The following is a 23,161-nucleotide window of genomic DNA, read 5'->3' as shown; positions in this document are numbered from 1 at the left end:
ACGTCGGCCACAGTGGGCGCCGCGCGCACAGCAGTCACCGCCGCACGCCGGGGAGTCGGGTGTACGGCGGTGGGTGCCTCTCGGTGGGACAGCTGTCGGTGGGATACCTGTCGGTGGGCTACTCCGCGGCGCGGAGCTGCTCCTCGGTCATCCCCTGTCGCCAGTACCCGACGAAGGTGACGCTGCGGCGGTCGACGCCCCGCTCGCCCACGAAGTGCCGGCGCAGCCGCTTCACACAGCTCGACTCGCCCGCGATCCAGACGTACGGCCGCTCGGCGTCCGGAAGTTGAGCGTCTCTGATGGCGCCGAGGGCCATGGGGGAGCCCTCGACGCCGGGCTCGTCGTGATGGTGGTCCCGGACGAGCCAGGTGACCTCGGCGTCGGCCTCGGTCACCAGATCCTGGATGTCCTCGGTGTGCTGCACCTCGAGCCAGACCCGGGCACGGGTGCCGGCGGGCAGCGACTCGACGATCGCGGAGGCCGCCGGTACGGCGGTCTCGTCACCCCAGACGACGACCAGGTCGGCGTCCTGCGGCGGCCGGAACCGGATGGCCCGGTTGTCGGCGATCGCCGGCCCCAGCAGCAGCACCCGGTCACCGGCACCGGCGTCGGCGGCCCAGCGGGAGGCGGGCCCTGCCGGGGTGGCGGCGCCGGGCTCGACGCCGTGCAGCACGAAGTCGATGTCGATCTCGTCGGGGTCGCGACGCAGGGACCGCAGTGTGTACGACCGCATCACGGCCCGCACGTCGTCGGGCAGTTCACGCCACGCCTGCCACCATCCGTCCCCGAGCTCGATCGGCACGACCGGCGCGTCCTGCCCCGGGTGCGGAATGAAGAGAGACAGCGACTGGTCGCAGCCGAGGGAGTGGAACTCCCGCAACTCGTCCCCGGCGAAGGTGACCCGGACGAGAGACGGACCGAGCCGCATCGTCCGTACGACGTGGAGCGAGAAGAACCGGAACGGGGCGACGACGGCGGTGGTCATGGGGTGCGCTCCTGATCAGGGGGCGAGGGGATGCTTTTCAGGGGCGCGGGGCTGTATCGATCTGCGGCTCCGCCGCGCGGGCGCGACCAGCTACAGCCCCGCAGTTCCCCTGTGGGTCAGCTGACCTTCTTCGCGTTCTCGAGCGCCTCGGCGAGCGTCTCGAGCAGCGGCGTGCACTTGTCGTACGACAGGATCGGCTCGGGCGAACGCGAGATGACCTGCCCGGCCTTGACCGCGGGCAGCTTCTTCCACGTGGCCTCGGTGATGTCGGCCGGCTGGATCGTCGAGGAGCGGTCGTCCATCATGATGATGTCGGCCTTGTACTTGTCGACGTTCTCCCAGCTGAGCGACTCGTACCAACCACCGCCCTTCGCCTTGGCCTTCTCCGAGGGCTCGACGAAGTTCACGCCGAGGGCCTTGAAGTACTCCAGGTCGATGGAGAGGTTGGTGCCGGAGACGTAGAAGATGTCCTGGCTGGCGGAACCGGCCAGCACCTTGATCTCGGGCTTCGCCTTCGCCGCGGCGCGCAGCCGGGTCGCGGCGGCCTCGAACTTCTTCTTCGCGTCGGTGACGGACGCGGCCTTCATGTCGGCGCCCAGGGACTGAGCGAGCTCCCACATGCGCTGGAGCGGCTCGGTGATCTGGCGGTCGTAGACGGAGATGCCGACGCTCGGGGCGAGCTTGGCGATCTTCTCGGCGGAGGCGGCGGGGACGTACCAGAGGGTGCCGGCGTCGTCGAACATCGTGGTGATGAGGACGTCCGGGGCGAGCGCGGCGTACTTCTCGACGTTGAACTGGTCCCACACGTTGCCGAGGATCTCGACCTTGGAGATGTCCATGTCGCCGGCCTGGACGTCGGCCTTGCCGTCGGCGGTCTTGGTCGGGCCGAAGACGCCCTTCACGGAGATGCCGTAGTCGTACAGCGCGGCGGCGACACCGGTGAACGCGACGATGTTCGCGGGGGTCTTGTCGAGCTTGACCTCGGTGCCGCGGTCGTCCTTGAAGGTCCAGGGGCCCGACTTCGCGGCGGTCGTCTCCTTGTCAGAGCCACCGCTTTTCGCGTCGTCGTCGCCGCAGGCCGCGAGCACGGCACCGAGGCCGAGGGCGCCGCCCGCGGCGAGGATGCCACGGCGGGTGAGGTGGGTGGCTCTGGCATTGGACATGTGTGTGGCTGCTTTCGAACGGGGCGGAGCGCCCGCCGGACAAGTTCGAACGTAGGTTAGCCTAACCTCAGATCTTGTCCAGGGGTGAGGGTGCCTTTGATTGAAAGCTGTGGGAGCCCTGTGGCGTGGTCTGTCGAGGTTTGGGTGACCCAACTCCTTTTAAATCAATGCGTGTTGGGTGACGGCACGGCGTGCCCGTTCTCGCCCCTCACTCGCTCCGTCAGGCGCCGCCGCTTCCCGCCTTGCCGTAGCGCCGGAAGTCCGCCGTCTCCACCGTCCATGGGCCGAACGGCACCGAGTCCCCGAAGATGTACGGTTCCTTGCTGCTGTAGCGGCCCTTGCAAGGCTCCGAGTGCACCTCGATCGTGCCGGTGCGGGGGTCGACGATCAGGTAGTGGGCGATGCCCATGGCGGGGTAGTCGGTGAGCTTGTCGCCGTAGTCGTTGTTCGGGTTGGACGGGGAGACGATCTCGATGGCGGCCAGGACTTCCGTGGCGTCGACGGCGAGGCCTTCTTCGTCGAGTACGTGCTCCGGGATGACGACGGCGTCGGGGCGGCGCATGCGGCCGATCGCCGGGTGCTCGATCTCGGGGCCGTTCTCGCAGATGTAGCCGGGGTGCGTGGAGGGGAGCTGTTTGTTGAGCTGGTTGCGGATGCGGCGCACGGTGCCCTCGTGCCGCTTCGAGGGGCACATCATGGCCAGTATCGGACCCGACGGGCCGATCTCGACGCTCCAGGCTCCCTCAAGACGCTCAGCGTGAGCCCCGAGTTCCTCGGCGATCGCGCGCATCTTCGCGTAGTCCATGCCCAAAGCGTACTGATGGCTTCGCAGAGTGGTCGGGTGATTGCGATGGTGCAGTGTGCGCGGGTGAGAGGCGGCGCCTCAAGGTATCCGCCAGTCGCTTACGAGCGGCCTGTGCACCGTAAGGTTCCCGGGCGGGTTGCAAGCAGCCCACCCGCGGGCGCTGAGCCCGTCGTCCTACCTGCCTAGCTGTCCCCGCACGCGCCGCACCTGACGGTTGTCCCCGACCGCATCGAGGAACCGACGGCCCCTGTCTGCCTCATACGCCGGCCCCTCCAGCCGCAGCAGGCCACCGTCACGGACGACGGCGTACGCGACCGGGGTCTCCGCCTTCGGGAGGGTGACCGGGTGGCGTCCGTCGGGGAGTTTCTTGAGGGTTGCGGGCAGTCGCAGCCGTGCAGTGCCGTCGGCGCCGGGGAGCAGCTTGGCCTCGACTTTCACGGTGGCGACGGTGACCTCGACGGGCAGCGGGGCTCCGTCCGTCGCGGTCATGTAAGGGAGCCCGAGCGAGCGTCGGGCGCGCTCGGGGTTCGCTCCGGCGAGACCGTCCGTGTCGGGCCCGAGCTCGCGCTGCCGCTGGTCGATGTCGAGGGCGAGCTGGCCCTTGATCGTCCAGTACGGGATCGCGAGTCGGCCGCCGGTCAGTGCCGGGCCGGCGGCCGCCGGGGCGCCGGGCTCGGCTTCGCCGGTCACGCGGAGCATCCGCTCAACGCCCAGTAGCTGGATGTACGCCCACACGTCGTGCACGCCGCGCTGCAACGGCCGGCCACCGGCGAGGCGCTCCGGGTCCAGCCGCAGCCGCCCGGCGGCGATCACCTGCGACCGCCCCTCCTCGAGTGCCTCTAGCCGCACCTCCAGGTCCCCCTCCGGGTACCACCAGTCCTCACGGTCCCGGTCCTTGACGACCAGTTCCCCGTACGCCAGCCGGAAGGGGTCGGAAACCTCCCAGCCGTCCTCGATGCCTGGCACGCCGTCCAGCAGCTCCGGGTCGAGCCACTGCTTGCCGTCTCGTTCGACGAGGACAAGGGGCTCGCCGTCCCCGCGAAGCAGGTCCAGCGTGACGTCGGCGACGAGACTGCCGCCTTCCCAGCGAAGTCCACCGATCCGACTCCGGGCCTTGACGCCGCGGACACGCTCGGCGAGGGCGACGGCGCCGTCGAAGTCGCCGCGTTCGAGGAGCTCGGCGCGCAGCCGGGAGATCGCGGGCAGGCCCTCCCGTACGGCCGCCGGGAACTCCGTAGTCGCCATCTCCCGGGCCGCCTCGAACCGCTGTCGCTGCTCGACCGGATCCTCGCGGAGGATCTCGGGCTCACGCGCCCGGGAAAGGATCTCGATGTGGTAGAGGCGGTGGAGCAGCCGGTTCTGGAGCCCGTCGATGTCATTGGAGGGAGTGGTCCCGTCCTTGATCTGGCGGACGATGGTGCGGGCGTTGGGCCAGAAGCCGTGTCGTGGGTTGAAGCGGTGTTGGGTGTTGTTTCCGCCGTCATCCCGCTTCATCCAGTAATAGGCGGGGTAGTTGGCGAGGATCGAGATCCGCTCCGCCTTGAGGTAGGCGGCGCTGACGAAGAGCAGATCCTCCAGGATCCAGGGCCCTTCCGGGAACTGCAGCCCGTGCTTCTCGACGAAGGCCCGCCGGAACATCTTGTGCGGTGACATGCTCTGCATGAGCTCGTCGTTCTCGATCGTGCAGGCGTCCACGGTGTGCCGGAACAGCCGCCGGGGCCGCACCATCGTGCTGGACATCTTGCCGATCACGACGTCCGCGTCGTTCCGCTTCGCGTGCTCATACAGCCGTTCCAGAGCCTCCGGCCCGAGCGTGTCGTCATGGTCGACGAACTGGATGTACTCGCCCGTGGCATGACGCATCCCGTGGTTGCGCGGGGCGCCCGGCCAGCCTGAGTTCGGCCGGGTGTGCACCTGGACGTTCGGGTGCGCGGCGGCGATCTTCTCCAAGCGGCCCAGCGTGTCGTCCGTCGACCCGTCGTCGACATAGATCACTTCGTACTCGTCGGCTGGCAGGCTCTGCCCGAGCAGCGACGGGGCGCACTCGTCCACGTACTTGCCCGTGTTGTAGACGGGGACGATCACGCTGACCTTGATTCTCGGCATTCCATGGACCTTACCTGGCCGCCCGCGCGCTGACGGACCGGTTGCTGAGCAATGAGCAATTAGAGGCGCGTAAATAATCGCGACAGTGCATTCCTGGAAAATCAAAATGAGCGCCCGACTTTTACATGGACGCACCTAGTTGTCTCATGAAGGTATCACGGCCCTCACGCACCGGTCATGTGAATGTTTCGTGAAGTGGTGACCGATATGGGTTCTTTGGTGACTGAATTGATCACTTGTGTGGCGAATTTAGGGCAACGCTCCGCTTCTCCCTGGTTGCTGCAGGTAACGCAAGGATCGCCACGGTCTGCGCAAATGCCGGGTGTGCCAATTTTCCTATAGGTATTGACGGTGTTTATTTAACTCGTATTTAGTCTCCTCTTACGTCATTCATGGGGGCGTCCTAACGTGGGCGGACCCAAAGGGGAAAAAGGGGTGGAGTGTGCGCGCGTACACATTTGGTCGGGAGGTTGGCCGCATTGACCGGCCTGCTCCTGGCCGCTACAGGGGGCCTGACGCTTACGTCACCACAGGCCGTGGCGGCCACATGCACGGCGGGTACGGCGAACGACTTCAACGGCGACGGCTTGGGCGACACGGTGCTCGCGGACCCGGATGCCCCGGTGAATGGCGCCAAGAAGGCCGGGCTGGTGCGCATCGTGCTCGGCGGCGGCAAGGGGGTCTCCGAGATCTCCCAGGCCACCTCGGGAATGGCTGCGACTGCGGAGGCCGGTGACGGTTTCGGTACCTCCTACGCCGTCTACGACGCCGACCAGGACGGCTGCGCCGACCTGGTCGTCGGCGCACCGTACGAGGACGTCGCCAGCGGCGGCACGCAACTCGTGGATGCCGGAGCGATCTACGTCGTCCACGGCACCGCCACCGGAATCGGTGCCGGCTCCACGATCGAGGGCTACACCCAGGGCGAGTTCAACTCGGTCAGCACGACCGAGGCCTACGACTGGTTCGGCTATGCGCTGAAGGCCGGTGCGACCGCGAGCAACGCGCCGTACCTGGTCGTCGGCGTCCCCGGAGAGAACATCGCGGTTGACGGAACGACGTACATCGGCGCCGGGCTCATCGAGTATGCCCAGGGCGGTACCAGGATCGGCGTCTCCCAGAACTCCACCGGAGTGACGGGCACGGTCGAGGCCAACGACCGTTTCGGCTCCTCGCTAGCCGGGACCAACCGCTACTTCGCCGTCGGCAGCCCGGGGGAGAGCATCGGCGACCAGGAGTTCGCCGGGGGTGTCCAGGTGTTCAGCCACACCCTCTCCGGCGGCATACCTACACCGCTCCTGGGCTTGGATCAGGACAGCACCGGAATCGCCGGTGCGCCGGAGGCCAACGACGGTTTCGGCACCTCGATCTCCATGACCGGTTATCGGCCGAGCGACCAGACGTACAACTCCGACGTACTGCTCGCCATCGGGATGCCCGGCGAGGACGTCGGAACGCTGGCGGACGCCGGCGGCGTCGCGGTGGTTCGCGTCCAGCCGTCCGGTGCGTACACCCAGGTCACGGCGATGGACGGCAGCACCCCTGACCTCGAGGGCGATGCCGTCGCTGGTGACTTCATGGGTCAGCGCGTCGCGATCACCAACACCGACACCAGCGTCGTGACCACCACGGCCACGGTCCGTCTCGCGGTTGGTGAACCCGGCAAGGACACGGGGACGGCCAAGGATGCGGGGGCCGTCCACATCTTCCGGCCGCTCGATACGGCAATCGGCACGAACGACAAGGTCCTCACCCGAGGCTCGGGCCTGCCCGGCACGGCGACGGCGCGCGACTACACAGGCCTCGCCCTGAACGCCGGATCCACCTACCTCTATGTGGGCGTGCCTTACAGCAAGGAATCGGCCACGTCCAAGGGCGTTCTCTACGTCCAGCCCTGGACCGACGTCGACGGCACGACCAGCACCGGGGCCACCACCTACCGGCCTGGATCCGGCGGACTGCCCGACGCGGGCGCGGCGCTCGGGGCCACGCGATGAGCGCTGAGCCGAGAAGCAGTAGAAGAAGAGGGCACATCTCCATGAAATCCGGCACCTCAGTGCGACGCGGCTCCGTCGTCGCCGTCGTCGTCGCGGCCCTTCTCACCCCCGGTCTGAGTGTCGTGTCCACACCCGCCGTGGCAGAGGTCACGACGGACACAGCCTCTCCGGCGCTCTCCCCGACCGCCGCCCAGGCCAAGGCGGCGAAGTCCGGCAAGCCGGTCGAGATCCTCAGCCTGCGTGACGAGCGCAGCACCACCGTCGCCAACCCCGACGGCACCTTCACGGTCAGCGAGTATGTCCAGCCCGTCCGCACCCGCAAGAACGGCGAGTGGACGGACATCGACACCACCCTGGTCAAGCAGAAGAACGGCACGATCGCGCCGAAGGCCGCCCTGTCCACCATGTCCTTCTCGGGTGGCGGCGACCCGACGTTCGCGTCGATCGAGAAAGACGGGCGCGCCCTGTCCCTCGACTGGCCCGGCGAGCTGCCGAAGCCGAAGCTGGACGGTTCCACCGCCACCTACGCCAACGTCCTGCCCGGTGTCGACCTCAAGGTCACCGCGAGCGCCGAAGGCTTCTCGCACGTCCTGGTGGTCAAGACCAAGAAAGCGGCGGTCAACCCTGAGCTCACCTCACTCGAACTCCCCGTCGACACCACGTCGTTGGATGTGACGGAGGACTCCACCGGCGGGCTGACCGCCACCGACACCGGCTCCGGCGGCGCGGTCTTCGAAGCGCCGCAGCCACTGATGTGGGACTCCGCAGGCCAGGCGAGCAACGCCTCGGAGGCCACCGTCGACCCCACCGCCGACGTCACCCCGCCCCAGGGCGCTCAGGTCTCCGACGTCGCCGTGGACGTCTCCTCCGACGCCGTGACCCTGACGCCGGACCAGGAACTGCTCACCGACGCGGACACCGTCTACCCCGTCTACATCGACCCGGTGTACAAGACCGCCAACCGCAGTGCCTGGGCTCTGGTGTCCTCGTACTACGCGGGCAGCTCCTTCTGGAAGTTCGGCGACAACGAGGGCGTGGGCAAGTGCCCGTCCGACGTGTCCGCTCTCTGTGCCTCCGCCACCGACATCAAGCGGCAGTTCTTCGCGATCCCGACGGCGGGCTTCGAGGACAAGCACATCGTCGATGCGCAATTCGCCGTGACCCAGGTGTTCACGTACAGCAGTGCCGCCCGCGAAGTGCAGCTGGCCCGGGTCAACAGCAGTGGGGCAAGCGCGATCAACTCCGGTACGACCTGGTCGAACCAGCCGTCGTCGAAGGAGACCATCGGCTCCAAGTCGCCGACGGACAACGCCGGTTCGTGCACCTCGACGAACCAGAACGTCCGCTTCGACGTCACGAGCACCGTTCAGAAGGCCGCCGACAACGGCTGGGACACCACGACGTTCCGCTTGAAGGCGGGCAGTGAGTCCGACACGTCGTACTGGAAGCGGTTCTGCGGCAACGCGCACCTGGAGGTCACCTACAACCGGCCGCCGCTCCAACCTGACCAGGACGACCTGCAGATGAAGCCGGGCGGTTCCTGTGAGTACGGCAGTGCCACCGAGCACTACGTCACCGAGGCACCCCGCGTCACCGCGGTCATCAAGGACTACGACCACAACGACACTGGCTCCAATACCGAGTCGCTTCAGGCGCAGTTCAAGGTCTGGTGGACCAACGGCTCCGGCACCGAGGTCGTCCACTACGCCACCACGCCGAAGAAGACCACGGTCGGCGTGACCAAGGGCAGTCAGACCGGTCAGGCCACCTTCTACTACACCATCGGCGCGGAAGTCTCCGGTGACGGCGAGGCGGGCTTCACCATCCCGCCGAACACCACGGTCGCCTGGGCGGTGCGAGGTAAGGACAGCACCACCGATAAAGACGGCACCGTCGACGAATCCGCCTACGGCGCCTGGTCCACCGACGGTGACCAGACCCGCTGCGAGTTCATCTACGATGCCAACCGGCCGAAGTCGGCCACGATCACCTCGACCGAGTACCCGGACGACGAGGCCTGGCACGCGGGCGTCGGCGACTACGGCGACTTCACGATGGACTCGCCGGACACTGACGTGACCGGGTACTCGTACTACTTCACGGGCCCGCAGGCCGACAGCACGAAGAAGATCGTGGCCGCAGTGTCAACAGGCGGTCCGGCGACAGTCCGCTGGATGCCGCCGAGCGAAGGCTCGTACACCCTGCACGTCACCGCCATCGACGGCGCCGGCAACCCGCAGAAGACGCCGACGACCCATGTGTTCCTGGTCAGCGACGGCCGCGCACCGGTCGCCGCCTGGACCCTAGGTGACGCCAAGGGGGCAACTAAGGCGGCCGGTGCGAGCGGTGCGCCCGACGCCACGGCCGGCTCCGGGGTCGACTTCGGGGTCAAGGGCCCGCTTGGCACGACCGACACCGCGGCCTCCTTCGACGGCACCGACAACGCCTACCTGGACGCGGGCGCACCCGCCGTCGACACCGCGGGCACCTTCTCGGTGAGCGCCTGGGTGATGCTGCCGTCCAAGCCCACCACGAACATGACCGTGGTCAGCCAGGACGGCACCGGCCAACCCGGCTTCGAACTCGGCTACGACGTGGACAGCGCGTCCTGGACCTTCCGCATCCCGGTCAGCGACATGGAGTCCCTCGGCACTTGGAAGGTCTCCGGCGCGACGGCCGTCATCAACAGCTGGACCCACCTCATCGGTGTGTACGACGTCGAACTCCGCAAGATGATGCTGTACGTCAATGGCACCCTCGTCGCGAACGATGTCCAGGCCCGGCACAGCACCTGGAGCGCGAGCGGCCCCGTACAGGTCGGCCGCAGGCTGGACCTCGACGGCTACACCGCCCCCCTCAAGGGCAGCGTTGCCGACGTCAAGTTCTACGACCGTGTCGTCCCGCCCGTAGAGGGCCAGGAGATCGGCGGCATCCAGCCGCACCAGCTCTCCTACTGGCAGCTGGACGAGGCGACCTCGGGCCTGTCCCCGGAGACGGACGGTGGCACCGGCCTGACCTTGGGCGGCGGCGCCGCGATCTATCAGCCGGACGACTCCTGCGACCCCGAGGCCGACCCCGACTGTGTGCCGCCGGCCGAACCCCTCTGGGGAGACGGTCACTTGGCGCTCAACGGCACGAACGCCTACGCCACCCGTGCGGCGACCGGACCGCTCTCCGCGGAGGACAGCTTCACTCTGACCACCCGTGCCCGGCTGGCCTCGGCGAGCCCGACCGCGGACGAGACGGTGCTGGCGCTGACCGGTACCAAGGGCAGCGCGATCAGGGTGAAGTACTCAGCGGCTGCGGCCCGTTGGCAGCTGGTGGTGACCGATGCGGACTCTTCGTCGCCGGTGACGACCACGATCCTCGACGCCGGTGACCGGCCGAGTTCGGAAGGCGACGGCGACCACCTGACCCTCGTCTACAACGCTGTCTTCGGCGACGTCCTCCTGTACGTCAACGGGGTCGCGGTGGCTGATGCCGCCTGGGACAACACCTGGGACTTCAGCACCACGCGTCTCCAGGTCGGCCGCAACCTGGCCGGCGCCACCGCCGGGGAGTACTTCTCCGGCGGGGTCGACGAGGTCCGCATGTACCAGGGCCCGTTGGACGCCTCGCTGGTGACGCTGGTGGCGGTCATGCCGGCCGGCGCCAGCATCGAGGAGACCGAGACCTCGGCGTAACACCCCGACAGTGTGGGCGGGCGGCAGCGTGGCCGCCCGCCCACACGTCTGGCTGCCTCTTTTCACCTGTCGCCATCCCTCTACTCAGATGGAGATGTCATGTCCTCGCCTCCCTGGTTCCGGTCGACAAGACCGGCCTGGCGCACCGGCCGTAAACGGGCCGCGTTGCTGTTGGGTCTGTCCCTGTCGATCGGCCTGCTCCCTCAGTACGTGCCCCCCGCGGCCACGGCCGCCGAAGGTCTGACCAAACCGAAGACACAGGCGAACGATCCTGTCGACGGCAAGAGCGTCAAGGCCAAGAAGTTCAAGAAGACTGACGAGGCTGAGAAGGCCGCCGTCAAGCAGGCCGACGAGACGCACTGGCCGAAGGCCGGCAGCGCCGAGGTCGACCTGTCCGGCAAGGCAGCCGCCAAGGCCGAGGGCTTGCCCCTCTCCGCGAAGTCCGCCTCCAAGGGCGCCGATTCCGTCCGCGTCGAGGTGCTCGGCCGCAAGGCCACGGCTGCCGCCGGCATCGACGGAGTCCTGTTCACGGTCGGCCGCACCGATGGCGAGTCTGCTAAGGGCGCCGCACAAGTCACCCTCGACTACTCCGACTTCGCGAACGCCTACGGCGGCGGCTACGGTTCCCGGCTCCGGCTCGCGCGGTACCCCGAGTGTGTACTGACGACGCCCGAGAAGAAGGCCTGTTCGACACCGACGTACCTGAAGAGCACGAACAACGCGGAGAAGCAGACGCTCACCGCGACCGTGCAGGCGGCCGGTGACTCCTCGGGGCCCTCGACCCAGCTGCTCGATGCCGAGACGGCCACCGCCTCCGCCACCGTCGTCGCCGCCACTTCCGGCAGCAGTGGTGACGGCGGCGACTACAACGCGACCGGTTTGGCACTGTCCTCCGAGTGGGGCGTCAACACCTCGTCGGGCGCTTTCACCTGGGACTACCCGATCACGACGCCTCCCGTCCCGGGCGGCACGCAGCCGAGCGTCGGTCTGAGCTACAACTCCCAGACGATCGACGGCCAGACGGCCACGACGAACAACCAGGGCTCGTGGATCGGCCAGGGCTTCTCCTATGACCCCGGCTATATCGAGCGCAGCTACAAGGCATGCGCCGACGACGGCCACGACGACACCATCGGGGACCACTGCTGGGCGTACGACAACGCCACCCTCTCGCTCAGCGGCGGCACCTCGGGCCAGCTCATCAAGGACACCAAGACCGGCGAGTGGCGGATCAGCTCCGACAACAACTCCAAGGTCGAGCACCTGACCGGCGCCACCAACGGTGACAACAATGGCGAGTACTGGAAGATCACGACCACCGACGGCACCCAGTACTTCTTCGGTCAGAACCGACTGCCGGGCTACGCGAGCGGCAACGAGGAGACCAACTCCACCTGGACCGAGCCGGTCTACGGCGACGACTCCGGGGAGCCCTGCTACAACGCCACGTTCGCCGACGCCTACTGCACCCAGGCCTGGCGCTGGAACCTCGACCACGTCGTCGACTCGCACGGCAACGTGACGTCGTACTACTACGGCACGGAGACGAATTACTACACGCAGGGTCTGAAGACCACGGAGAACGGCAAGCCGTACATCCGTGGCGGCTACCTCAAGCGGATCGACTACGGTCAGCGCGCGGGCAAGGTGTACTCCACCCAGCCGGCCGCCCGGGTCGTCTTCACCACCGTCGAGCGTTGCATCGGCGACCTGACCGACTGTGAGGCCTCCGACCTCACCGACAGCACGGCCGCCCGCTGGCCGGACGTGCCGTGGGACCAGAACTGCAAGGCGGAGACCAAGTGCGCGGGCCAGAACTCGCCCACGTTCTGGACCCGCAAGATGCTCGCGAAGGTCACCACGCAGATCCGTACCGGTGACGCGACGTTCTCCGCGGTCGACGAGTGGAGCCTCTCCCACGTCTTCACGGACAACGGCGACGGTTCCAAGTCCCTGTGGCTGAACGCCATCGACCACACCGGCAAGGTCGGCACTGATGTGTCCGTGCCGTCCGTCGAGCTGTACGGCCAGCAGTTGGCCAACCGTGTGGACGAGTCCGGCGACAACCTTCAGCCGTTCCACCGCTTCCGCCTCTCGGCGGTGAAGAACGAGAGCGGTGGCACGCTCAGCGTCAACTACGCGCCCACGCAGTGCACGTCGGCCAACGTCCCGGCGGAGGACTCCTCCACCAAGCGTTGCTTCCCGGTGAAGTGGAACCCGCCCGGAGCCGAGGACCCGGTGACCGACTGGTTCCACAAGTACGTGGTCGAGTCGGTCGTCGAGACCGACCTGACCGGCGGCAACGCCGACCAGGTCACGTCGTACACCTACGTGGGTGACGCGGGCTGGCGCAAGACCAAGGCCGACGGCATCTCCAAGGACGAGTACCGCACGTGGAGCGACTGGCGCGGTTACGGCACGGTCCGGACCGTCACTTCCGACGGCACCGACTCCGCCTCCAACACGAAAACCGAGCAGACCTTCTTCCGCGGCCTCGACGGTGACATCGACAAGAACGGTGCCTCCCGCTCCGCCACGGTCACGGATTCCCTCGGTACCTCGTACGAGGACACCGACTGGAAGGCCGGCCGGGAGCTGGAGACGGTCGCCTACAACGGCTCGAACGTTACGCAGAAGTCCGTGACGGTGCCGTGGACGGTAGTGACCGCGACCCAGAGCGAGGACTTCGGTACCCGCAAGGCCCGCTATGTCGCGACGGATTCGACGGACTCGTACACCGCACTCGCCGTGGGCGGCTGGCGGCACACCAAGTCGACCACGACGTACGACGATGAGACCGGCCGACCTGTCCGGGTGGACGACGACGGCGAGGTCGGTGTCGCCGACAACCAGTGCACCCGCACCGAGTACGCCGACAACCCGAGCCTGCATTTGTACTCGTACATCTCGCGCGTGGAGAAGGTCGGCGTCGACTGCGCGAGTACCCCGGACCGCAGCAAGGACGTCATCTCCGACGACCTGACCTACTACGACGCTTCGACGACCCTGGGCGCGGCTCCGACGAAGGGCGACCCGACCACGGTCAAGCGTCTGCAGTCGCACAATGGCACGACGGCGACGTACCAGACGACGGCCGTGACCACGTACGACGACTATGGCCGTCCGCTGGTGGTCATGGACGCGCAGACGGCGGCGCTGACGTCGACGTACACGTCCTCGACGACGTACACGGACACCTACGGTCTGGCGACGAAGTCGACGACAACCAACCGTCTCGGCTGGACGACGTCCACGGAGTACGCCCCGCAGTGGGGTGTGCCGTCCGCGAAGGTGGACCAGAACAGCAAGCGCACGGAGCTGGTCTATGACGGCCTGGGCCGTCTGACTTCGGTCTGGCTCCCGGACCGGATCGGCCTGACGGCGTCGATCAAGTACGAGTACCTGATCCGTAACACCGCCCCGACCGCGATCCACACCCAGAAGATCGAGAACGACGGGACGTCGTACGGCAGTGAATGGTCGCTGTACGACGGCTTCCTGAGGCCTCGTCAGGAGCAGACCGAGGGCGAAGGTGGCCGAATGGTCGCCGACACGCTGTACGACGGATCCGGGCGCCTGGTGAAGACGAACGGCACCTACTACACCACTGGCACCCCGTCCTCGACGCTCTTCGAGCCGCTCAACTCCGACCTCGACGGACAGACCGTCACGGAGTACGACGGCGCGGGCCGCACCACGGCGTCGATCTTCAAGGTCCAGGGCACGGAGCAGCACCGTACGACGTACGCGTACGGTGGCGACCGCGTCACGACCACGCCTCCCGCGGGCGGCACGAAGACCACGGTCGTGACGGACGCCCGGGAGCGCACGACGACCCAGATCCAGTACCCCACGGACGGCGACGCGGTCACCACGTCCTACGGCTACGACGACGCGGGCCGCCTGACGAAGGTCACGGACGACACGGGCAACGCGTGGTCGTACACCTACAACCAGCTGGGCCTGAAGGACACGGCCAAGGACCCGGACACGGGATCCGCCTCGTACAAGTACGACGAACTGGACCGCCTGGCGTCGACCACGATCAACGGCGACAAGACGTCCACGGTCTACGACGAACTGGGCCGCACGGTCTCGACCTGGCAGGGCGAGGCGACGACCGGTACCAAGCTGTCGGTGACCAAGTACGACACCGCCGTGAAGGGCGAGCTGTACGGGGTCTACACGTACAAGGACGGCGCGGTCTACTCGTCGGTGACGTACCCGACGCTCGACGTGGACAACGACTACAAGCCTGTGTCCACGAAGTACTTCCTGTCGAAGACGGCGGAGCCGGAACTCGGCGGCACGTACGAGTACACGACCCAGTACAACGACGACGGCACGGTGCAGGGCCAGGGCCTGCCGGCGGCGGGTGACCTCAGCGCCGAGGCGTTGGGCTTCGTGTACGACGAACTCCAGCGTCCGGTGGGTCTCAACACGTCGCTGTCCGGCGGTAGTTATGTGACGGACGCGTCGTACTCCCCGACCTCGAACCTGGAGCAGATCGAGCTGTACACGGGCGTCTCCTCGACGCGCAAGACGTGGATCACCAATTCCTACGAGACCGGCACGGACCGCCTCACCAACTCGTCGGTAACGGTCGAGGGCGGCTCGGCGAGGGCGTACGACGCGAACTACACGTACGACGCGATCGGCAACGTCCTCTCCATCGCGGACACCCCGACCGGCGCGGCGAGCGACGTGCAGTGCTTCGCGTACGACGGTCTGCAGCGGCTGTCGGAGACGTGGACGTCGTTGGTGACGCCCAACGACGCGAAGGGCACGGGCAGCACGGACTCGGCGTGTGCGTCGGGTGCGTCGTCCTCGACGGTCGGTGGTACGTCTCCGTACTGGACGGAGTACGGCTACGACTCGCTCAACAACCGGACGAGCGAGGTCCGGCACGGCCTGAACGGTGCGGCGACTTCAAGTCGTACGTACGCGTACGGGGAGAAGGGCTCCGGTCCCAACGGCGCGGCCTCCGGCCCGCACACGGTCTCGTCCGTGACGGAGAAGACGGCGGCGACCAGCACCACCCCGGAGGTCACCTCCAAGGACACCTACACCTACAACGCCTCCGGCAGCACGGCCACCCGCGCCCTGTCCGGCGACACCCAGTCGCTTGCCTGGGACAAGCAGGGTGAGCTGACGACCGTCACGAACGCCGACGGCTCGGTCACGTCGTACAAGTACGACGCGACAGGTGAGCGCATCCTGCGCAACACCCCGACCGAGAAGACGTTCTACCTGCCCGGCATGGAGCTGCACTACGACAAGTCGACGTCGAAGGTGACGACGACGCGTTACTACGGCTTCGGCGGCGCGACGGTCGCGATGCGGGAGGCGGACGGCGTCCACTTCCTCGCCTCCGACCACCAGGGCACGGCGCAGCTCTCGGTCGACGCGAAGACGGGTACGACGCAGCGCCGCAGGTCGGATCCGTTCGGCAACGAACGCGACGAGTCGTCGTCTTCGACGTCGGGCTGGGTGAACGACAAGGGTTTCGTGGGCGGCACCGTCCAGGAGTCCACGGGCCTGACCACCCTCGGGGCACGCGAGTACGACTCGGACACCGGCCGCTTCCTCTCCGCCGACCCGGTCATCAACTACACCAACCCGCAGCAGATCAATGGCTACGCGTACGGCAACAACAACCCTGTCGTCAACGCCGACCCCAGCGGCACCTGCGCCGAGATCGACTGCCCGACCCGTCCCTGCCCTCAATGCGAGAACAGCACCCCCGGCCATGAGCCGGGACCCGTACGGGTCTCGGCCAACGCACAGGCCGCCGGCGTCACCCTCGAGCAAGCCCTGGGCTCCGACTCCGCCGCCGAGGTGAAGAAGCGCCAGGCGCAGGCCGAGGCGGCCGCGGCCAAGCAGCGCGCGATCCTCATAGCCAAGGAACTGGCCCAGATCGTCGCCGACGAACTCGGCATCACCGACGCACTCGACTGCTTCACCACTGGCAGCCTAGGCTCGTGCGGTTCGACTGCCGTCAACATCATCTCCTCGCTCATCAGCGGCGGTCCGCTCGGCCGACTGGCCTCGAAGTACTGGTACCGGCTCGACAAGGCCTATGCGCTCGGTAAGCGCATCTATGGTCTCGGCAAGAAGCTATGGGCCGGCTTCAAGGACTGGAAGAAGACCCAAAAGGCAGCGGAAGCCGCTGAAGAGGCTGCCGAGGGGTGCAACAGCTTCCTCCCTGACACACAGGTACTGATGGCCGACGGAACCACCAAGGCCATCGAAGACGTCGACATCGGCGACGAGGTGCTCGCCACCGACCCTGAAACCGGTAAGACCAAGACCGAAACGGTCACCGCCGAGATCAAAGGCACCGGTCTGAAGCACCTTGTCAAGATCACCATCGACAGTGACGGCAAGACGGGGACGAAGACCGCGTCGGTCACTGCGACCGATGGTCACCCCTTCTGGGTACCCGAGCTCGGAGAATGGGTCGACGCCACGGACTTGAACAGCGGGGATTGGCTGCGCACGAGCGCTGGCGTCCGGGTTCAGGTCACCACGGTGGAGCGCTGGACGGTGCTGACGGCGACCGTCCACAACCTCACCGTTAGTGATCTTCACACGTACTATGTGCTGGCGGGTTCAACTCCTGTTCTAGTTCACAACACCAACGTAGGAGCACCGCAAGCCTGCCAGCTTCCGCTCTTCGTACTGCGAGACGGAGAAGTTGCTTCGCCGGCTCAGATGGCCGCGAGTCGTGGCGGTCCGACAGCGAGAAAGAGCGTCAGTCGTTCGATTCGGGATGGCATGATTACCGATGCTCAGGCAGCAGGTGATGGCACTCTGCAGTGCTGGCGTTGTGGAATGAAAACCGGAAATCCCGACAATGTTCAGATAGGCCATGTCAACGAGGCCAGGGCTAATGGTGGCAACTTGGATTCGGCGAACCTTTGTATAGAAGGCGCGGCATGCAATAGCAGCGCCCAAAACCGAGGTGCCCCGAGTCCAGGGATGTCATGTGCTGAGAGAGGAGGTTGCGGTGCCGGATTCGGAAGATGGGATTAGCAGTAGCCGATTCGCTGGTATTCGACTCAAAGTGGAGTCCCAGCTTGGGGCCACTGCCGATGAAGTCGTCGCTGTCAAGTCGATAGGCAACGGTCATTACCTTGTCCGTCTATCGCCTGGATTCTTCAGAGGCATCGCAGCTGGCGATGTGATCGCGTACGATGAGCGCAACAAGACCGCAAAGATAGTTGAACGCGGGGGTAATGTTGCGGTTCAAGTGTTTCACAAGGGGCTTGCTCGCGATGTAATCGAATCCCTCAAAAATACCTCGGTCGAGATTGGCGGGAGGGTCGATGGCGAGCTGGAGTCGTTGGTAGTCCTGACGTTTCCCGTCACGGTCGGTTTCCCCGCGATTGAGTCGCTTTTGGGTGCGCTTCCCGAAGGCGGCGTGGAGTGGGAGTACGGCAATGTTTTTGACGAGGAGGGAAATCCTCTTGCCTGGTGGCAAGGTGCGACCTGACTCGGGGTACCCCGGGGGAGCAGCGGATTAGGGACGCTCCCTTAGGTCCTCTGACTCAGAATCTCCAGGGACGTGGCCGCGGCATCGGCCACGTCCGCCCTGGGGCCTGTGGCACAGGACTCGAGGAACGCGCAGACCCGGTCGCCGGGCCACTGAGCGGCCGCGACGGCGGCCCAATAGCGTAGTCCGTCATAAGGGTCCAGTGGTTCGAGGAACGCCAGGACGCGATCTATGCTCTCGGCGTCCAGGGCTCCGTGCAATGCTGCAATGGCGCGAAAGGCGCCATCGACAAGCAATGGCTCTTCTCGATCCAGGCACCAATCCAGTGGGGCTGCGAAACCCTCCTCCCGGCTTCGCAGCCTCATGATTGAGTCCCCCAATGCCAAGTGTATCGCGGTAAATTCAGTAGGCTTTTTGGCTAGATCACTCAAGAATTTAATGGCGGGAGTGTAACTGCAATTTCCCAAGGCTTGAATGATTTCGTACTGGGTTTCCCAAGTGCGAGGGCGGGTGATTTCGCGTTGGAGTGCATGGAGCAGTGCTGGGCCTGCTTCAATGTCTGCCAGTTTACTAAGTCGCTTCGCGGCTGAGCGACGTTTGGTCGACGCTCTGTCGCTTAGCTGAACGATTGCGTCTTCCAGGTCCAGGGGTAGAGTCATTTTCCCATTCCTTTTAGGTCGCTCTCCCGTACGTCGAACGCAAGATGATGTAGCAAATGGTTTAGAAATTTGCTGGCCTCTGCCATTCACTCCCCGTTAAATCTCTTACCTGTCGAGCTCTGAACAGTAGTTGCGTCCGGTTGCCGTAGGGACCAGTACTTGTTCCGACACAGTATCGAGCGAGCGGGCCTAGACGGAGGCGGCCTGCGTCTGTGTGGCACAGGCCGCCTGTCATTTCACTCAGCCCACCAGCCCCAACTCCCGTGCGATCAGCATCCGTTGCACCTCGCTCGTGCCCTCGCCGATCTCCAGGATCTTGGAGTCGCGCCACATGCGGGCCACCGGGTACTCGTTCATGAAGCCGTAGCCGCCGTGGACCTGGGTGGCGTCGCGGGCGTTGTCGACGGCGACCGTGGAGGAGTAGAGCTTGGCCAGGGCCGCCTCCTTCTTGAAGGGCTCGCCCGAGACCAGACGTGAGGCGGCGTCGCGCCACGCCAGGCGGGCGGTGTGGGCCTTCATCTCCATGTCGGCGATCTTGAACTGGATGGCCTGGTTCGCGCCGATGGGCCGGCCGAAGGCGTGCCGTTCCTTGGCGTACTTCACCGACTCGTCCACGCAGCCCTGGGCCAGCCCCGTCGCCAGCGCCGCGATCGCGATGCGGCCCTCGTCGAGGATGCGCAGGAACTGGGCGTAGCCGCGGCCCTCCTCACCGAGGAGGTTCGCCGCCGGGACGCGAACGTCCGCGAAGGACAGTTCCCTGGTGTCCGAGGCGTTCCAGCCGACCTTGGAGTAGGGGGCCGCGACCGTGAAGCCGGGGGTGCCCGACGGGACGATGATCGAGGAGATCAGGGGCTTGCCGTCGGGCTTGCGGCCCGTCACCGCCGTGACCGTGACCAGGCCCGTGATGTCCGTGCCGGAGTTGGTGATGAAGCACTTGGTGCCGTTGATCACCCACTCGTTCGTCTCCGAGTCGAGGCGGGCCGTCGTACGGGTCGCGCCCGCGTCGCTGCCGCCGTCCGGTTCCGTCAGTCCGAACGCGCCCAGGATCTCGCCCGAGCAGAGCCGGGGGAGCCACTCCCGCTTCTGGGCCTCCGTGCCGTAGAGGTGGAACGGCATCGCGCCCAGCGACACCCCCGCCTCCAGCGTGATCGCTACCGAGGAGTCGACCCGGGCCAGCTCCTCCAGCGCCACGCCCAGGGCGAGGTAGTCGCCGCCCATGCCGCCGTACTCCTCCGGGAACGGCAGACCGAACAGGCCCATACGGCCCATCTCGCGGACGATCTCGTAGGGGAACTCGTGGTGCTCGTAGTACTCGCCGATCTTCGGCGCCACGACGTCGTGCGCGAACTCCTCGACCGTGCGGCGGAGTTCTTCGAGTTCGGGGGAGAGTCGGTGGTCCATTGCGGGTCACTGCTCCTTGTGGGACAGGGCTCGGACGGTGCGGGACGGGCTGGGTCGGCCCAGTTGTTCGGCCATCCAGACGCTGGTGGCGACGAGGCGGTCGAGGTCGACTCCGGTGTCGATGCCGAGGCCCCGCAGCATCCACACGAGGTCTTCGGTGGCGAGGTTGCCGGTGGCGGACTTGGCGTAGGGGCAGCCGCCCAGGCCGCCCGCGGAGGCGTCGACGGTGGTGACGCCGTGCTGGAGGGCGGCGTAGGTGTTGGCGAGGGCCTGGCCGTAGGTGTCGTGGAAGTGCACGCCCAGGAGCTCCACGGGCACGCCCTGACCGGTCAGTTCGGTCAGCAGCGCCCGTACGTGCCCCGGTGTCGCCACGCCGATGGTGTCGCCCAGGCTCAGCTCGTCGCAGCCCATGTCGAGCAGTGCCCGGCAGACGTCCACCACCTGCGGGACGGGGACCGGGCCCTCCCAGGGGTCGCCGAAGCACATCGACAGATAGCCGCGGACATGGACGCCGGCCTCCTTGGCCCGCGTCACGACCGGGGCGAACATCGCGAGGGCCGCGTCCACCGTGCGGTTGAGGTTGGCCTTGGCGAAGGACTCGCTGGCGCTCGCGAAGACGGCGACACGGCTCGCCTTCAGCGACAGGGCGCGGTCCAGGCCGCGTTCGTTCGGCACGAGGACCGGGAGGTCCACCGGCAGGTCGGCGATCTGCGGGAACAGCTGTTCCGCGTCGGCCAGTTGGGGCACCCACTTCGGGTGGACGAAGCTGGTGGCCTCGATCGTGGTCAGGCCCGCGTCGGCGAGGCGGCGGATGAACTCCGCCTTGACCTCGGTCGGGACCGTCCCCTTCTCGTTCTGGAGGCCGTCGCGGGCGCCGACCTCGTGGATACGGACGCGGGCGGGCAGGCCCTTCTCCGGTACGACCATGGGCAGTGCCAGGGGGAGCGTCATTCCGTCGCCTCCTCGTGAGGTGCGATCACCGCGAGCACCTGGTCCATGGCGACCGTCGCGCCCGGCGCCACGTCCAGTTCGGCGACCGTGCCCGCGTGCGGCGCCGCGATGACGTGCTCCATCTTCATCGCCTCCACCACCAACAGGCTCTGTCCCGCGGCCACTTCGTCGCCGACCGCGACCTTCACGACCGTCACCGTCCCGGGCATGGGCGCGGTCAGCGAGTCGGCGCCCGCGTGGGCGGCCCCGGTGAGCGAGGCGGCCACCGGGTCGTGGTCGCGCACGTGCCAGGCGTCGCCGTCGCGGCCCACCCAGTCGGCGGCGCGGTGGAAGGTGTGCCGGACGCCGTCCACGGTCACCGAGACCCGGTCGTCCGTGACGGTGGCGGTGCCGCGCGGGGCGTACTCCACCGGGTCCTGCACCCGCAGGTGGAACGCGACGGGCTTCGGGGTCCCGCCCAGCCGCCAGCCGCTCGGCACCGAGAACGGGTCCGTCCAGCCGTCCGCCCGCGGCCGCAGCGCCTCCAGACGTACGGCGGCGGCCGCCTCGTAGACCTCTTCCGGTACGTCGGTGGGGATCAGCCCCGCCACTTCCCGCTCCACCAGCCCCGTGTCCAACTCGCCCGCCACGACCGCCGGATGGGCCAGCAGGCGCCGCAGGAACCCGGCGTTCGTCTGCACGCCCAGCGTCACCGTCTCGGCGAGCGCCGCCCGGAGCCTGCGCAGCGCGGTCTCCCGGTCCGGGCCGTAGGCGATGACCTTGCTCAGCATCGGGTCGTACAGGCTGCCGACCTCGGTGCCCTCGCTGAGCCCGGAGTCCGTGCGGACGCCGTCGCCCTGGGGCTCGGACAGCTTGAGGACCGTGCCGCCGGACGGCAGGAACCCGCGCGCGGGGTCCTCCGCGCAGATCCGCGCCTCGACCGCGTGCCCGGTCAGCCGTACGTCCTCCTGGCCGAAGGCCAGCTTCTCGCCCGCCGCGACCCGCAGCTGCCACTCCACCAGGTCGAGGCCGGTGACGAGCTCGGTGACCGGGTGCTCCACCTGGAGGCGGGTGTTCATCTCCATGAAGTAGTACGAGGAGGGGTCGTCGCCCGGGACGATGAACTCCACGGTCCCCGCGCCCCGGTAGCCGCAGGAGCGGGCCGCCTCGACCGCCGCCTCGCCCATCGACGCGCGCGTGCCCTCGTCGAGCAGGACCGAGGGAGCCTCCTCGATGATCTTCTGGTGGCGGCGCTGGAGGGAGCACTCGCGTTCGCCGAGGTGGACGACGTTGCCGTGGCCGTCCGCCAGGACCTGGATCTCGATGTGCCGGGGGCGGTCGACCCACCGCTCGACCAGGAGGGTGTCGTCGCCGAAGGAGGTGCGGGCCTCGCGGCGGGCGGCGGCGATCTCCTCGTCGAGGAGGTCGAGGTCCCGGACCAGGCGCATGCCCTTGCCGCCACCGCCCGCGGAGGGCTTCAGCAGGACGGGGGCGCCCAGGGCGCGGGCGGCGTCGGCCAGTTCCGGGTCGCGGCCGCCGGGGACCACGGGGACGCCCGCGGCCTCGACGGTCTCCTTGGCGCGGATCTTGTCGCCCATGAGGGCGATGGCGTCGGCGGGCGGCCCGATGAAGACGAGGCCCGCGTCGGCGCATGCGCGCGCGAAGGCGGCGTTCTCCGCGAGGAAGCCGTACCCGGGGTGGACGGCCTGGGCGCCGGTCCGGGCGGCGGCCTCCAGGAGCCGCTCCACCGACAGATAGCTCTCGGCCGCCGGTGCCGGACCGATCCGTACCGCCGTGTCGGCCTCCCGGACGTGCCGGGCGTCGGCGTCCGCGTCGGAGAAGACGGCGACGGAGCGCACGCCCAGCGAGCGCAGGGTCCGGATCACCCGGACCGCGATCTCGCCCCGGTTCGCCACAAGAACGGTGTCAAACATGAG

11 protein-coding genes are annotated in these 23,161 nt (G+C 67.4%); 4 read left to right on the top strand and 7 right to left on the bottom strand.

Translation table 11 applies throughout. The features are described from left to right. Window positions 1-118: 118 nt before the first annotated feature. The 4 genes from ABKA17_RS36670 to ABKA17_RS36655 all read right to left on the bottom strand — a co-directional run bounded on the left by ABKA17_RS36670 (window position 119) and on the right by ABKA17_RS36655 (window position 5,059). On the bottom strand, window positions 119-985 hold the full coding sequence (locus tag ABKA17_RS36670) for a siderophore-interacting protein (protein ID WP_353696694.1): 867 nt from the start codon (window positions 983-985) through the stop codon (window positions 119-121). A 116-nt stretch (window positions 986-1,101) separates the two neighbouring features. Beyond that, window positions 1,102-2,148: an ABC transporter substrate-binding protein gene (locus tag ABKA17_RS36665; protein ID WP_353696693.1), complete on the bottom strand. Its 1,047-nt coding sequence runs from the start codon at window positions 2,146-2,148 to the stop codon at window positions 1,102-1,104. Window positions 2,149-2,368: 220 nt separating this feature from the next. Then, a complete protein-coding gene (locus ABKA17_RS36660) occupies window positions 2,369-2,953 on the bottom strand; it encodes a Uma2 family endonuclease (protein WP_353696692.1) in 585 nt (194 codons plus the stop codon). A 174-nt stretch (window positions 2,954-3,127) separates the two neighbouring features. Next, window positions 3,128-5,059, bottom strand: a complete 1,932-nt coding sequence (locus tag ABKA17_RS36655) for a glycosyltransferase family 2 protein (protein ID WP_353696691.1) — start codon at window positions 5,057-5,059, stop codon at window positions 3,128-3,130. A 536-nt stretch (window positions 5,060-5,595) separates the two neighbouring features. Here ABKA17_RS36655 and ABKA17_RS36650 point away from each other — a divergent pair. The 4 genes from ABKA17_RS36650 to ABKA17_RS36635 all read left to right on the top strand — a co-directional run bounded on the left by ABKA17_RS36650 (window position 5,596) and on the right by ABKA17_RS36635 (window position 18,234). Further along, window positions 5,596-7,056: an FG-GAP repeat protein gene (locus ABKA17_RS36650; protein WP_353696690.1), complete on the top strand. Its 1,461-nt coding sequence runs from the start codon at window positions 5,596-5,598 to the stop codon at window positions 7,054-7,056. A 41-nt stretch (window positions 7,057-7,097) separates the two neighbouring features. Further along, window positions 7,098-10,739, top strand: coding sequence for a LamG-like jellyroll fold domain-containing protein (locus ABKA17_RS36645; protein ID WP_353696689.1), 3,642 nt, complete (start codon window positions 7,098-7,100; stop codon window positions 10,737-10,739). Between the two features lie 99 nt (window positions 10,740-10,838). Continuing rightward, on the top strand, window positions 10,839-17,774 hold the full coding sequence (locus tag ABKA17_RS36640; protein ID WP_353696688.1) for a polymorphic toxin-type HINT domain-containing protein: 6,936 nt from the start codon (window positions 10,839-10,841) through the stop codon (window positions 17,772-17,774). After that, entirely contained in the window at window positions 17,749-18,234 is a 486-nt protein-coding gene (locus ABKA17_RS36635; RefSeq protein ID WP_353696687.1) for a DUF4265 domain-containing protein, read from the top strand. The genes ABKA17_RS36640 and ABKA17_RS36635 overlap by 26 nt, the downstream gene beginning before the upstream one ends. 899 nt (window positions 18,235-19,133) lie before the next feature. Here ABKA17_RS36635 and ABKA17_RS36630 read toward each other — a convergent pair. Genes ABKA17_RS36630 through ABKA17_RS36620 form a run of 3 tightly spaced genes read right to left on the bottom strand, consistent with a single transcriptional unit; the run spans window position 19,134 to window position 23,158 of the window. After that, a complete protein-coding gene (locus ABKA17_RS36630; RefSeq protein WP_353696686.1) occupies window positions 19,134-20,294 on the bottom strand; it encodes an acyl-CoA dehydrogenase family protein in 1,161 nt (386 codons plus the stop codon). A gap of 6 nt (window positions 20,295-20,300) precedes the next feature. Then, window positions 20,301-21,233, bottom strand: coding sequence for a hydroxymethylglutaryl-CoA lyase (locus ABKA17_RS36625; RefSeq protein WP_353696920.1), 933 nt, complete (start codon window positions 21,231-21,233; stop codon window positions 20,301-20,303). An 8-nt stretch (window positions 21,234-21,241) separates the two neighbouring features. Continuing rightward, the gene (locus ABKA17_RS36620) at window positions 21,242-23,158 is read right to left on the bottom strand and encodes an ATP-binding protein (RefSeq protein ID WP_353696685.1); all 1,917 of its coding nucleotides are present in this window, start codon (window positions 23,156-23,158) and stop codon (window positions 21,242-21,244) included. Window positions 23,159-23,161 lie beyond the last annotated feature (3 nt).

The organism is Streptomyces sp. RG80 (assembly GCF_040446465.1).
Classification (GTDB): Bacteria; Actinomycetota; Actinomycetes; order Streptomycetales; family Streptomycetaceae; genus Streptomyces.
Note: the sequence above shows the minus strand (reverse complement) of the source record. Positions and strands in the feature narration are given on the sequence as shown.